The 13,302-nt window shown below is 74.7% G+C and carries 11 protein-coding genes and 1 pseudogene; 2 read left to right on the forward strand and 10 right to left on the reverse strand.

Translation table 11 applies throughout. The features are described 5' to 3' along the window. Positions 1–71: 71 nt before the first annotated feature. The 6 genes from ACV7NM_RS11215 to ACV7NM_RS11240 all read right to left on the reverse strand — a co-directional run bounded on the left by ACV7NM_RS11215 (position 72) and on the right by ACV7NM_RS11240 (position 9,326). On the reverse strand, positions 72–1,325 hold the full coding sequence (locus tag ACV7NM_RS11215) for an aKG-HExxH-type peptide beta-hydroxylase (RefSeq protein WP_463410165.1): 1,254 nt from the start codon (positions 1,323–1,325) through the stop codon (positions 72–74). Continuing rightward, positions 1,322–2,623: an FxsB family cyclophane-forming radical SAM/SPASM peptide maturase gene (locus ACV7NM_RS11220; protein WP_463410166.1), complete on the reverse strand. Its 1,302-nt coding sequence runs from the start codon at positions 2,621–2,623 to the stop codon at positions 1,322–1,324. The genes ACV7NM_RS11215 and ACV7NM_RS11220 overlap by 4 nt, the downstream gene beginning before the upstream one ends. A 111-nt stretch (positions 2,624–2,734) precedes the next feature. Continuing rightward, positions 2,735–2,929 (reverse strand): FxSxx-COOH cyclophane-containing RiPP peptide, encoded by a 195-nt coding sequence (gene fxsA, locus ACV7NM_RS11225; protein ID WP_136215069.1) that lies wholly within the window; start codon positions 2,927–2,929, stop codon positions 2,735–2,737. Positions 2,930–3,029: 100 nt separating this feature from the next. Then, on the reverse strand, positions 3,030–6,161 hold the full coding sequence (locus ACV7NM_RS11230) for an SAV_2336 N-terminal domain-related protein (protein WP_463410167.1): 3,132 nt from the start codon (positions 6,159–6,161) through the stop codon (positions 3,030–3,032). A gap of 5 nt (positions 6,162–6,166) precedes the next feature. After that, positions 6,167–7,180 carry an AAA family ATPase gene (locus ACV7NM_RS11235; protein ID WP_463410168.1) on the reverse strand — a complete coding sequence of 338 codons (1,014 nt, stop codon included), beginning with the start codon at positions 7,178–7,180 and terminating at the stop codon, positions 6,167–6,169. 46 nt (positions 7,181–7,226) lie between these two features. Continuing rightward, the gene (locus ACV7NM_RS11240) at positions 7,227–9,326 is read right to left on the reverse strand and encodes a VMAP-C domain-containing protein (RefSeq protein WP_463410169.1); all 2,100 of its coding nucleotides are present in this window, start codon (positions 9,324–9,326) and stop codon (positions 7,227–7,229) included. Positions 9,327–9,457: 131 nt separating this feature from the next. On the opposite strand from ACV7NM_RS11240, the gene ACV7NM_RS11245 reads away from it, so the two are divergent. Beyond that, on the forward strand, positions 9,458–9,640 hold the full coding sequence (locus ACV7NM_RS11245) for a DUF6104 family protein (RefSeq protein ID WP_136215066.1): 183 nt from the start codon (positions 9,458–9,460) through the stop codon (positions 9,638–9,640). Between the two features lie 118 nt (positions 9,641–9,758). On the opposite strand, the gene sodN is transcribed toward ACV7NM_RS11245, so the two are convergent. Beyond that, positions 9,759–10,154 carry a superoxide dismutase, Ni gene (gene sodN / locus ACV7NM_RS11250; RefSeq protein ID WP_136215065.1) on the reverse strand — a complete coding sequence of 132 codons (396 nt, stop codon included), beginning with the start codon at positions 10,152–10,154 and terminating at the stop codon, positions 9,759–9,761. 231 nt (positions 10,155–10,385) lie between these two features. On the opposite strand from sodN, the pseudogene ACV7NM_RS11255 reads away from it, so the two are divergent. Further along, a pseudogene (locus ACV7NM_RS11255) lies at positions 10,386–10,559 on the forward strand (S24/S26 family peptidase); the annotation flags it as partial. A gap of 20 nt (positions 10,560–10,579) precedes the next feature. Here the strand turns inward: ACV7NM_RS11255 and ACV7NM_RS11260 are convergent. The 3 genes from ACV7NM_RS11260 to ACV7NM_RS11270 form a co-directional block, all read right to left on the reverse strand. Next, entirely contained in the window at positions 10,580–11,278 is a 699-nt protein-coding gene (locus tag ACV7NM_RS11260; RefSeq protein WP_463410170.1) for a CGNR zinc finger domain-containing protein, read from the reverse strand. Positions 11,279–11,555: 277 nt separating this feature from the next. After that, the gene (locus ACV7NM_RS11265; RefSeq protein ID WP_136215062.1) at positions 11,556–12,323 is read right to left on the reverse strand and encodes an amino acid ABC transporter ATP-binding protein; all 768 of its coding nucleotides are present in this window, start codon (positions 12,321–12,323) and stop codon (positions 11,556–11,558) included. Further along, positions 12,320–13,270: an amino acid ABC transporter permease gene (locus ACV7NM_RS11270; protein ID WP_463410171.1), complete on the reverse strand. Its 951-nt coding sequence runs from the start codon at positions 13,268–13,270 to the stop codon at positions 12,320–12,322. Before ACV7NM_RS11270 ends, ACV7NM_RS11265 begins: the two co-directional genes overlap by 4 nt. Positions 13,271–13,302 lie beyond the last annotated feature (32 nt).

A 13,302-nucleotide genomic window follows, 5' to 3' on the forward strand; every position in this document is an offset into this window, starting at 1 on the left:
GGCCGTCTCCCTGAAACCGGGCGGTGGACGGGGTTGAAAAGGTACCGCAACGGACGGCCCGTCAGAGCCCCTCAGCACCCCGCGAAATCGGCGAGTTCGGGGTGCTTCTCGCACCAGGCGCGGCGTTCGCGCTCCAGGGTCCGGCGGGCGGTGGCGTGCTGGTCCCCGGGGGGCGGGAGTTCGTCCATGGCCCGCTCGGCGGCGGCCATCGCGTCGGTGAACTCGACCCCGGTGGCGGTCAGTCGCGGATGGGCGCGGATGGCGGGCAGGACGGCCGCGACCTGGGCGCGCAGCCGGGCGTGCCGGGCCCACGCGCCGCGTGCCCCGTAGAGGGCGGCGCGCTGCCAGTAGCCGGCGAGGGCCAGGTGGGCGTACGCGCCGTGGAGCAGCCCGTCGAGGGGCCGGGGGTCGCCGCGCCAGGGGGCCCAGTGGCGGGGTGTGCGGTCGGCGGTGTGCAGGGTCAGCACGTCGGTGAGGGCGGTCAGCTTCCCGTGCTGGACCTCGTGGACCAAGGTGGCGGCCAGGGCGGGCGGGGCCTGTGCCCGGGCCAGGACCGATCCGGCGGCCGCGGGAAGGGTCGCGCCGCTGGAGCGGGAGCCGCCGGCCAGGGGGACGACCGAGCGCAGCAGCCGGCCGACCTCGTCCGCGCGGGTGGAGTCGTAGCGCCGCAACAGGGTGAGGGCGCCGGACCACTGGGTGTCCCAGCGCTTGTGCCCCTTGGGCGTGAGCCGCCGGGCGGGGCGCACCTGGGCGGGTTCGTCGCGGGCCGGGGCCCGGTAGGGGTCGAGGTCGTCGAGGGCGGTGCGGCCGTCGGGCAGGGCGTGCAGCGGGAGGGGGTCGGGGGCGCCGGCCCAGGACCGTTCGGTGACGGCGAAGGGGCCGGGCCGGTCGGGCCGCAGCAGCCCGAGGGTCGGCAGGACGAGCCGGCCGCCCACGGGGCGCAGGGTGACCTTGAAGGTGATCCCGGCGCGCAGCGCGGCGGCGGCCGCGAGCGCCCCGAGGTGTCCGAGGTCGGCGGGGGGCCCGTCGGGCGCGTGCAGTCGGCGCAGGGTTTCCTCGGCCCACACGCCGGTGGCCGGGTAGTGCAGTACGTCCCGCACCGCGCCGGGGTCGTGCCGTTCGGCTTCCTCCAGCAGCGCCCAGTGCTCGGCGGCCTCGGCCCCCGTGGCCCGGCCGAGGACGGCCCGGAGCAGGAGCAGCCGCTTGGAGCGGCGTACGTCGCGTACGAGCCGGGTGCCTTCCGGGGAGGGTTCGGTGGAGGCGAGGGCGCGCAGGGTGGACAGGCCCACGGTGAACGGGGCGAAGACGGCCGGGGCTTCGCTCATGAGGCGGCCCGCCCGGTGACGGCGGCCGTGTGCAGGGCCCGCGCGATGTGCCGGATGAGGACCTGGAGGTCGGCGCAGTACACGGACGGCCCGCGGAACCCCTCGCCGGCGCGGTAGCGGTGGGGGTAGTGGCCGCCGCCGCACACGTCGACGAGTTCGCAGGCGCGGCAGGCGGCGGCCAGGGCGTCCCGTCCGAGCTGGCGGGCGGCGAAGCCGGGGTGGTCCAGGAGCCGGTCGAAGCCGTCGGTGTCGATGTGGAGGCCGGTCGCGGCGGCGCCCTCGTAGGCGGATTTCAGCGAGTCGGCCTGTTCGATGGCGCCGTCCGTCTCGATGACGGCGGTGGTGGCGGGGGCGAGGCCCAGGGTTTCGGTGGCGGTGGGCAGCCCGAGCAGCAGGGCGATGATCTCCTCGAATATCCGTACGCGGGTGCGGCGTTCCCCGTCGTGCCACCAGCGTTCGAAGACGGCGAGCAGCCAGTCGGCGTACGGGGTCGCCCGCGGGCCGTGGCCGGGCGGCGGGTCACCCCAGTTGGCCAGCGGGAGCAGCAGGCCGATGGTCGGCGGGGCGAAGTCGAGCAGTGACTCGTACACCTCGACGGGGTCCTGCGCGAGGTCGACGACGCAGAGCACGCCCGCGTAGCTCTCCGGGTGGCGAGCGAGGAGCCGCAGCCCGCGCGCGGCGGCCCCGAAACCGGGGCGCCCGGCGTGGTCGGCGCGGCGGGTGTTGTGCGCGGGCAGCCCGCCGTCGAGGCTGACGCCGACCCGGATGCCGGCGGCGGCGAGCGCGTCGAGGCGGCCCGGGGTGAGCAGGGTGGCGTTGGTCTGGACGGTCGCGGTGACCCGGGTGCCGGGGGGTACGGCGGCCCGTACCGCCTCGACGGGCGCGGCGAGCGCGGCGGGGCCGGTGAGCAGCGGCTCGCCGCCGTGCAGGACGAGGTCGACGCGGGTCAGCCGGTGGGCGGCGGCGTGCTCGGCTATCCGCTCGGCGGCGCGGCGGACGGTGCCGGCGGACATCACGGCGGGACGGTCGCGCCAGGACTGGTCGGCCATCTCGTAGACGTAGCAGTAGGTACAGGCGAGGTTGCAGCGGCTGTGGGTCTTGAGGACGAACTGCCTTACGGGTGAGGGCCGGTGGCCGGCGGCGCGCAGGGCGGCCACGTCGAGCCGGGCGTAGGGCCACGGCGCGTGGAGGGCGTGCGGGTCGCCGGCGCCCGCTCCCGCCGGCCGTCGAGCGGGCAGCGCGACGTCGTTCGTGATCGCTTCGGGCAGCACGGCGTCGCTCGTGATCGCTTGCGTCATCGGCCTGCGCCTCCCTCCCCCGCCGCCTCCCCGGAGGTACCCCGGCGGACGGTCCATCCCTGCCCTTCGGACGAGCCGGACTAACGGCGGAAAGTGGTCAACTCCGCCCGCTCACACCACCCCTGAGTCGAAGGCGTTGAGTATCTCGGCGGGGTGCGTGACCCGCTCGACCAGGCCTTCGATCACCTCGGCGAGCACCGGGTGCCCGATCCCGCGCAGCTCGGCCAGATCCAGTCCGGACAGGTCCGGCAACCGCGCGCCACACTCCCGCCCGGCGGTCGAGACCTGCTGATCCTGAGTCACCATGAGTGGCCCGTCCCCCTCTTGCCCGAATGGTCAACTGCCCTTTCCCCTCCCGCGCCCGCCGGAAACGACCGGTGCGGGCCGCGGCGGTACCACCGTCCGTTCACGGGCCCGCCTCCAGTGCGCGAATCCGCTCCACCACCCTGGACGCGCGAGCTTCCGCGGCGCCGGCCCGCAGCCACAGCTCCAGCGCCGCCCGGTAGGCCTCCAGCGCCCCCCGGGGCCGCTCCAGTCGCTCCAGCACCTCGCCGCGCAGCTCCTGCACCCGCGCGGCCAGTTCCACCGCCACCCGCTCCAGGTCGTCGCCGCCCGCGGACAGGGCCGCCCGCCAGGCCCTGCGGTAGGAGTCGGCGGCCCGGTCGAGCCGGTCCACGCCGCGCGTGTGGGCGTGGATCTCCTGCTGCACGTCGCCGTGCTCCCGCCAGGCCCGCGCCTGCTCCAGCGGGCCGCGGCTCTGCCGTGCGGCCAGCTCCAGCAGGTGCTCGGCCTCCCTCAGGTCCACCAGGTCGCCCTCGTAGGAGTGTCGCAGGCGCAGCCCCGCCGCCAGCCGCAGCAGCCGCCGCGCCGCGCGGGGGTCCGACTGGGGGACCGCCGCCCGGCTCTCGCGCAGCACGCGTACGGCGGTGGACGCGTACCGCCGCCCGTCGGCGTCGGCGGCCGACGCCCGATCCAGGAGGACGTCGCCCCACTCGGGCAGCAGTTCCCCGTAGGCGTCCCCGTCGCGGGACAGCAGCCTGCGGGCCCGCTCGTACGCCGCCGCCGCGTCGTCCAGGGCCGCCGGGTCCCCGTCCCGCGCGTACCGGGCCCGGTGCACCCGCGCGAGGCACACCAGCGCCGCGAGCCGCAACCGCGGCTCCCCGGCGGCCTCCTCGACCTCCCGCAGGGCCCGGGTCGACTGCGCGGCCGCCTCCTCCAGCCGCGCGGGCAGGTACCGCAGCGCCGTGGCCCGCTCCACCCGGGCCCGGGCCCGGTCCTCGGGGCCGGCCTCCGGGTCCACCTCCAGGCGCTCCACGGCCAGTTCGGCGAGGGCGGTGCGTTCCGCCGGGTCCGCGGTATGGGGCAGCAGTGCGAGCAGGACCCGTCCGAGGGCCGCGCCGACCCCCGCCTCGTCCTCCCCGGCGGCCTCTCCGGCGGCCTCCAGCGCGACCCGTGCCTCCCGCAGCGGCGCCGGGTCGCCGCGCAGCTCGCCCAACCGGACCAGGGCCCGGGCCCGCCGTACGACGCAGTCGAGCCGCAGCTCCCGGTCCGCGCCGGGCGCCGCCCCGACCGCCGCGAACTCCCGCTCGGCCGCCTCCAGGAGGTCGGGGTCGGGTGTGTCCCCGGCCAGGGCCCGCTCGTACAGCACCCGGCCCAGCGCGGCCCGGGCCCGCGGGGTGCCCGGCGCGGCCACGGTCCGCTCCGCCTCCGCGAGCAGCTCCGGGTCCCGCTGGAGCGCCCACAGGCGCAGCAGCGCCTCCGCGAGCTCGACCTCGGCCTCTTGCGCCGGGTCGGCGGGGCCGGGGGGCGCCGTCACGGCCCGGCGCAGCAGGGTGACGGCCTCGTACAGACCGCTGCGTCCGCCCTCGGCGATCCGGGCCCTGGCCGTCCGCACGGCCCACTCCCTGGCGGGCGCGGCGGGCGGCGGCTCGGTCTGCGGCCCGTCGGGCGGCGGCCCGGGCAGGTAGCGGCGCACGACCTTCGCGGAGACCTGGGCGAAGGCTTGCGGGAGCCGCCCGGCGGGCACCCGTTCCGCGTCGGGCTCCAGGGGCGCGCCGGTCAGCTGCGAGACGGCGAGCGCGGGGAAGTTCCGTACGCCCCGCCCGAAGTGGGCCCGGACGTACGCGGAGCAGTGCTTGAGCACCAGTGCCGCCTCGTCCCGGCCGAGGGGTCCCAGCAGCACGTCCTGCACCCCGGGGACGAACTCGTACCACCCGGCGTCCGGCGCGCGCCGCAGCAATCCGCTGAGCAGCACCTCCGCGAGGTCGGAGGGCTCGGAGTCGGGCAGCATCGTGCGTTGCACGAGCCGCATCACGGGGAGCGTGAGGGGGGTCGCCGCCAAGTACAGGGCGAGCTGCACCGCGTCGGGCGCGGCCGAGGAGCGGAAGCGTCGGACCAGTTCGCGCGGCGGCCGCGCCGCCAGGGGCGAGGGCTGGGGCCCGGCGGGGTGGCGGGCCAGGACCCGCCCGACCTCGGCCGGTACGGGGCCGGCGCCCAGCCCGGCCACGAGGCGGGCCCAAGCGCCGAGCGCGCCGGCGTTCGGCGGGAGCACGGGCACGGTCAGCCCTCCGGTGGGCCGGCCGCTCCTGGGCGGCCGGTCCGGGCGGAAGTCCAGCTTCCGAGGGCCGACCTCCGTGCGGGAGAGCACCCCGCGCTCCGTCGGCAGCCGGCTACGGCTCCACAGGCGCTGCGGCAGCGGCTGCACCACCACGCAGGGGGTGCACTCGGCCCACCGGTACAGCAGCCGCTGCGCCCGACCCTCGCGCCACACGGGCCCCGCGCAGTCGGAGACCACCATCGTCAGCGCCCGGCCGGTGGGGTCGCGCACTTGGTCGCCGGAGCGCAGTCCCGCGGCGGGACGCGGCCCCCGGCCGACGGCGGCGGTGCCGTCCGCCAGTCGGTGCAGGTAGGAGACCTGGACGTCGCGGAAGGCCCCCAGCCGTTCGCAGACGGACCGCAGTTCCTCGAACATGTCCTGCCACACCGCCATCGACGGCGACGCGTCCATGACCAGGCGTACGGTCGCCTCGCGCCGGCTCTCCGGCCGGAACACGGGGATGACCAGCCCGAGGGCCCGGGCGCTGGCCTCGGCGGTCGCGCCCTCGTCGAGCACGGTCCGGGTGGGCGGCCCGGGCGGGCGGTGCCGCTGGAGGGCGCGCAGGGCCCGCTGGATCTCCAGGATGCGGGGCAGCGCCGCCGCGCCGGGCACCCGGACCGGTACCCCGCCGCCGGCCGGGAGGTCCGCGTCGGCGTCCGCCGAACCGCCCGTTCTCGTGGCGTACAGCCGTACCGGGTCCTCCGGTTCGGGTTCCTCCCGTCCGGGTTCCTCGGCGTGCGGGGCCTCCCGCTCCGTACCCTCCCGCCGTCCCGGTCCCGGTCCGGGCTCCCGGACCGGGTCGTCCGCGTCGGCGGGCGCCCCGGTCGGCACCCCGGTCCGCCCGGCGAGCCACAGCGCGTCGGCGAGCTCCTCGGCGGACGGGTCGAGCCCCGCGCCCCGCAGCAGCGCGACGAGGTCCCGTACGGGATCGGCGGGCGGCACGGGCCTCACCTCGGCCGGTCGAGGCGTTGGATGAGCAGGTCGGCGAGGTCCTCCCGGGTGGGCGGGGCGGCGTAGTGGGTCAGGTAGATCGCGTTCAGGAGCTGGTCGGCGGCGACCAGTTCGGACTGCGAGCGGCTGAGGAATTCCCGGATCAGCTCGGCCCCCAGCTGGGCGGCCTCCTCCCCCAGGTGCGCCCGCACCATGGTGGCGAGCCGTTTCTCGCCGGGCTGTCCGAGCTTGAGCTGGATGCACCGCCTGAGCAGCGCGGCCGGGAAGTCCCGCTCGCCGTTGCTGGTCAGGACGATGAAGGGGAAGGCCCGGCAGCGCACGCGCCCGTCCCGGACGGTCACCTTCGTCCCGTCGTCGGTGAGGACGCGCACCTCCGGTTCGGAGTCCGCCACCCGTTCCAGCTCGGGCAGGGTGAACTCCCCTTCCTCCAGTACGTTCAGGAGGTCGTTGGGCAGGTCTATGTCGCTCTTGTCGAGTTCGTCGATGAGCAGCACCCGGGGGCGCGTGGTGGGCAGCAGCGCCGTCCCCAGCGGTCCGAGCCGGATGTACTTGCCGATCCCGGGCGCCCCGTCGGGGGCCGTCCCGCCACTGGCGGCGATCTGTACGTCCTGGAGGCGGGCGATGGCGTCGTAGCGGTAGAGGCCCTCCTGGAGCACGGTGCGCGACACGACGGGCCAGCGCAGGACGCGGCCGAGCTTCAGTTCGTGGGCGACGGCGTGCGCGAGGGTGGACTTGCCGGTCCCCGGATAGCCGGTCACCAGCAGGGGCCGCCGCAGGTACAGGGCGGCGTTGACGGCCTCCAGCTCCTCGGGCTCGGGGCGGTGCGACTCGGCGGCCTGCCGGTGCGCGCCGAGGCGGCGGGCCACGTTCCCGTCGGCGGGGCCCGCGGCCCCCGGGCCGTCCTCGACGGGGCCGCCGTCGAAGTCCCGCCAGGGCGGCGGGTCCGGCAGGGCGTCGATGCCGTCGTGGGGCTCCCCGACGCCCCGGTAGATGAGCCACTCCTCGGTCATGTGCGCGCCCCTCCCGTCGATCCGGCGGTGTTCGGCCGCCGGCCCCTCACAGGTCCCCCTGTAGCGGTTCGTCCTCCGGGAGCGGGCGCTGCGGGTCCTGCCACAGCAGCGCCGCCCCCACCGCCCAGTAGGCGTCCGGGTCGGACCCGTACGCCCGTCCCCGCAGCGCCTGGAGCCGGGCCGGCAGGGCCGCTCCGCCCCCGGCGTCGACCAGTTCCTCGCGCAGGCCGCGGTGGAAGGGCTCGCAGGACACCCGGGGATCGGCCGGGGGCCGCCGACAGGCCACCACCCCGTACCCGGCGTCCCGCGCCTCGTGCAGCACCCCGCGCGTCGGGTCCTCTCCCGCGGCCCGGCACAGCACCGGCACCGTCTGGTCCACCAGGCCGGCCAGCCATCCGGGTGCCGGGCGCCACTTGCGCCCGCGCGAGCAGTCGGCCCGCGGGCCCAGCAGCGGTCCTGTCTGCACCCGGGCCCACCGCTCGGCGGCCCGCGCGGGCGGGTCACCGCCCGGGTACCGCAGTACGACCGGCCGCTGTACACCGACGGGGACCCCGCCCGACACCGTCCACTCGTCCACCGGCAGCCCGAACAGTTCCTCCGCCACCACGACCTCCAGCAGGGCGACCGCCTCGTGGGTGTCGCACCGCCGGAACCCCTCGGCGAGCGGTGCCCGCACCGCCTCGGGCAGGGCCGCCAGCGTGACCCGGTTGCCGGAGGCCACGGGGGTGGCGTCCCCGGGACGGGCCGGGCCGGCCAGGACGGAGACCCGCCAGTCGTAGACGTCCTCCCAGACGTGGGCCCACGTCTCCAGCAGGACCGACGGCCCGGGGGGCGCCCCCGCGGCCGGCCGGAAGGGGCCGTGCGCCAGGCGCCCGGCGACGGCGCGCCGACGCCGTTCGCGCTCCGCGAGGCCGCGCTCGTAGCGCTCGCCCAGTTCGCGCCGCAGGGGCCGCCACAGCCGCGCCGCGGTCGCCCGCACCCAGTCCCAGAGTTCCTCGTCCGCGCCGGGCGACGGCGGCTCGCGGTGGTCGGCGACGCTGACGTCGGTGGCGTAGCGGAGCATCGCGGCGGCCTCGCCTCCCGCGCCCGGCGGGTCGTGCAGCAGGCCCAGCCCGTCGCGCCAGGTCAGCGGGGCCGGTAAGCCGGTGTCGGGTTCCTCGCCGCGGGCCGCCTCTACGAGGGCCCGGACCGCCTCGGAGGAGCCGGGCGGCGGCAGTTCGGCGAGCAGCCCGCACAGGGTGGTGCGTTCCCCGGGGGTGAGGCGGGTGAGGCGGCTCAGCCGGGTGGGGCGTTCCGGTCCGCCGGGCGCGTCGTCGTCCTCGGAGGGCAGCTCGTCGTGCACGTCCGTCCAGGTGCGGCGACTGTCGAGATCGCTGACGTGCTGGTCGTAGTGGTACAGGTCGTGGCCCTGCATCACCCGCCGGTAGAGGCCGACCTGCCCGGTCGTGCCCGTCGGCAGGGTCCGCAACTGCGCCACCGTCACCGCGATCCCCCCGCCGCCCGTCTGCCGGCGGGCCTTGACGATCCCGATGACCTCGCCGCGCGCCAGGTCCACCAGGGGGCCGCCCGACATGCCGGGTTCGATGTCGTCGTCGTCACCGAGGCGGATCGCGGCGCCGTTCGCGGCGGTTCCGCGCAGCCGGGTGGTGCGGCCGGTGATCTCCCGGACCCCGAGGTCCTCGGTGGCGCCGAAGTAGGCGGCCTCTTCGAGGCGGGGCCTGGCCCGGTCGGTCAGCCAGACGCAGGCGTGCGAGATGGGCGCGAGCACCCGTACCAGCGCGAGGTCGGGCAGGTCCCACAAGGCCCGCGGGGCGGGCCGGCGCTCCTCCAGCCGCTCGGGCAGTACGCACTCCACGCGCCCCGCCACCGTCCCGGTACCCGCCGCTTCCCGGGGGCCGCCGGCGACGGAGAAGGTGATGCCGACCTCCCGGCCCACCAGACGCACCGCAGCACCCCCTTCGCCGACCACGTGCGCGCACGTGAGGACCCAGCCGGGGGCGATGAAGAAGCCGCTCCCCCAGGTCGGGCCGGTCCCAGGGGTTCCATACCCGTCCACGGGCGCGTGGACGCGCACGGTTGCCGCCTTGACGAGGGGTTCCAGAAGCTCGAAGGCGCGCGCGGAGCCGCCCGTGCGCCCGTCCGGCATCCCCTGTCCCCCTCAGGTCGAGACGATCCAGGCTAGCGCCGGGGGCGGGGAGGACGGGAGGTGTCTGTGATACGCGGATTATCCTGGCGGGAAACACCCCCATCACGTCACCACGTCACACGGAGCCGGACTTGTACTTCACCGATCGCGGCATCGAGGAGCTGGAGAAGCGGCGCGGCGAGGAGGAGGTCACCTTCGAGTGGCTCGCCGAGCAGCTGCGCACCTTCGTCGACCTGAACCCGGACTTCGAGGTCCCGGTGGAACGCCTGGCGACCTGGCTGGCCCGCCTCGACGACGCCGAGGACGACGAGTAGGCACCGGTGGGCAGGCGGTACCACCCGTGCGCGCCGGCGCGCTCATGACGAAGGGGCCCGACCGTCACCGGTCGGGCCCCTTCGTCATCGGGCTTCCTTCAGCGGGCCGGGGCCCGGATCAGGCGGCCTTGGTCTCCCAGAAGATGCGGTCGATCTCGGCGATGAGTTCGAGGGCCTTCTGGCCGGTCGCCGGGTCGTTCGACGCCTTGGCGGCCGAGAGGGCCTTGAGGGTGTCGTTCACCAGGGTGTGCAGCTGCGGGTACTTCTCGAAGTGCGGCGGCTTGAAGTAGTCGCTCCACAGCACCGAGACGTGGTGCTTGGCCAGCTCGGCGCGCTGCTCCTTGATGGTGATGGCGCGCGCGCGGAAGTCGGCGTCGTCGTTGGCCTGGTACTTCTCCTGAACGGCCTTGACGGACTCGGCCTCGATGCGGGCCTGGGCAGGGTCGTACACGCCGCACGGCAGGTCACAGTGGGCGGAGACCTTCGCCTTGGGGGCGAAGAGGCGGGAAAGCATGGAGTTTGTCCTCCTCGTGATCGTCTTCTCAAGGGCGAGATTACTCGCTTGGAAAGCGGAATTCGCGGGCGCCCCCGTGGGCTTCGGACAAAAGTCCAGCGTCGCGCCGAGCGCGGTGAGCGAACGTACGGGGACGTGCGGCAGCATGCGGGAGGGACGAGGAGGTCGTACATGGTGGAGAAGAAGCGCCCGGACGCGCGGTTCGGGCTCGCCGAGGTGTCGGGACCCTCGATGGTCCCGACCCTGCTGCACGGGGACCGGTTGCTGGTCCGCTACGGGGCGGTCGTGCGCCCGGGGGCCGTGGTGGTGCTGCGCCATCCCTTCCAGCAGGACCTGCTGGTGGTGAAGCGGGCGGTGGAGCGGCGGCCGGGCGGCTGGTGGGTGCTCGGCGACAACCCGTACAACGCGACCGGTGACAGCACCGACTACGGGACGGTGCCCGAGGAGCTGGTGCTGGCGACGGCCGTGCTGCGGCTGCGACCGCTCCCGGGCGGTCGGCGTTCGCTGAGGGCGTGGCTGTCCTGGGGGGCTTCGGCGCTGCGGCCGCTGCGGGCCGACTGCTCGGCCTCCAGCCGCTTGCGGGCCCGGTAGGCGGCCACGTTCGCCCGGGTGGCGCAACGGTCGGAGCAGTAGCGCCGGGACCGGTTGGTGGAGGTGTCGAGGTAGGCGTTGCGGCAGGGCGGTGCCTGGCACAGGCCGAGGCGGTCGGGGCCGTGCTCGGTGAGGTGGAAGGCCAGCCCGAAGGAGGCGAGGGCGGCGTACCCGGCGGAGGCGTTCGAGGGGTGGTCGGCCAGGTGGATGTGCCAGTGGGGGCGGCCGTCCTCGCCGATCGAGTCGTGGCCGGTCACCTGGGGGCTGACCGGGAACTCCATGAGCAGGGAGTTCAGCAGGTCGACGGCGAGCACGTGGTCGCCGCCGTCGGCGGCCTCGAAGACGGCGCGCAGCCGGCCGCGGACGTTGCGGAAGCGCGTGACGTCGGCGTCGGTCACGCGGCGGGCGGCCTGCACCCCGGGGCCGAAGAGCGCGCGCACGGCGTCCACGGAGGTGAGGGAATCCTTGTTGCGGGCCGGCTCCTCGGTGTTGACCAGGCGCACGGCGTAGTCCGAGTAATGGGCCAGTTCCACTTGTAGTCCTTATGGCTGCGGAGGAAGTTCCCTGTAACAACTGAGACAGCTACAAGGGTATTACCGTATTGCGGCATGACGGCCGCGCCGGCTCGCGAGCGCGGCCAGGGGCACCGGCCGGCTCGGTCCCACGTGCGGTACCGGAAGTATTACGGACCGCGTCCGCCGGTGGTTCCCGAGCTGCCGCAAGGCAACGCGAAAGGGGCGGTACGGGTTTCCGTACCGCCCCTCTCGCCTGCCGAAGGCACCCACCGCGGCCGTGGCCGGCCGCGGTCGGCTACAGCACCTTGGACAGGAAGGCCTTCGTCCGGTCGTGCTGCGGGTTGCCCAGGACCTCGCGCGGATGGCCGGATTCGACCACCACACCGCCGTCCATGAAGACGAGGTTGTCGCCGACCTCGCGGGCGAAGCCCATCTCGTGGGTCACCACGATCATGGTCATGCCCGATTCGGCCAGGTCCCGCATGACGTCCAGGACGTCGCCGACGAGCTCCGGGTCGAGCGCCGAGGTGGGCTCGTCGAAGAGCATCAGCTTGGGCTCCATGGCCAACGCACGGGCGATCGCCACCCGCTGCTGCTGGCCGCCGGAGAGCTGCGAGGGGTAGTTCCCGCCCTTGTCGCCGAGGCCGACGCGGTCGAGCAGCTTGACGGCGCGCTCGCGCGCCACCGCCTTGCTCTCGCCCTTGACCTGGACGGGGGCCTCCATGACGTTCTCGATGGCCGTCATGTGCGGGAACAGGTTGAAGCGCTGGAAGACCATGCCGATCTCGCGGCGCTGCGCCGCGACCTCGCTGTCCTTGAGCTCGTAGAGCTTGTCGCCCTTCTGGCGGTAGCCCACCAGCTGCCCGTCCACCGACAGCCGCCCGGAGTTGATGCGCTCCAGGTGGTTGATGCAGCGCAGGAAGGTCGACTTGCCGGAGCCGGACGGGCCGACCAGACAGAAGACCTCGCGCGGGGCGACTTCGAGGTCGATGCCCCGGAGGATGTGGGCGGCGCCGTACGACTTGTGGACGCCTTCTGCCTTGACCATCGGCTGGGCGGTCATCGCGCGACCTCCGTACGGCGGAACATGTTGAGGTTGGCACGCAGGCGCTGGAACGGCGTCGGCGGCAGGCTCCGCGTGGAACCTCGGGCGAAGCGGCGCTCCAGGTAGTACTGGCCGACGCTGAACACGCTGGTCAGGGCCAGATACCAGATGGATGCCACGAACAGCATCTCCATGATGGCACCGGCCGTGTTCCCGATGTTCGACGAGGCCCGCAGGAGTTCCGTGTACTGCACGGCCGAAACCAGTGAGGAGGTTTTCAGCATGTTGATGAACTCGTTGCCGGTCGGCGGGATGATCACCCGCATCGCCTGCGGCAGCACGATCCGGCGCATGGTCTTCGTCTGGGGCATGCCGAGCGCGTGCGCGGCCTCGGTCTGGCCCTCGTCGACGGACTGGATGCCGGCCCGGACGATCTCCGCCATGTAGGCGCCCTCGTTCAGGCCCAGGCCCAGCAGGGCGACCATGAACGGGGTCATGACGGCGACGGTGTAGTTCTTGTAGATCGGTCCGAGGTTGATGTACTCGAAGATCAGCGACAGGTTGAACCACACCAGCAGCTGGACGTACACCGGGGTGCCGCGGAAGAACCAGATGTAGAGCCAGGAGACGGCGCTGGTCACCGGGTTGTTGGACAGGCGCATCACCGCGAAGACGATGCCGAGCACGAGGCCCAGCGCCATGGCCGCGACGCTGATGAGCACCGTGTTCCACAGGCCGCTCAGGACGGCCGGGTCGAAGAGCTTGTTGCCGACCGTCGCCCAGATGACGTTGCCCTGGGAGAAGGCGTAGACGAGCCAGGCCAGGAGCGCGACGACGATGACGCCGCTGATCCAGCGGCCGTAGTGCCGTACGGGAATTGCCTTGATCGCCTCGTACGGGGTTCCCGAGGCGCCGGGTCCGGCCGGCGGGGTTGCGGCCGGACCCTTGTCGATCTTGTCAGTCACAATGACTGCCCTTCAGTGGAGCGTGGAGCGCG

Source organism: Streptomyces sp. Tek67B01 (assembly GCF_055231995.1).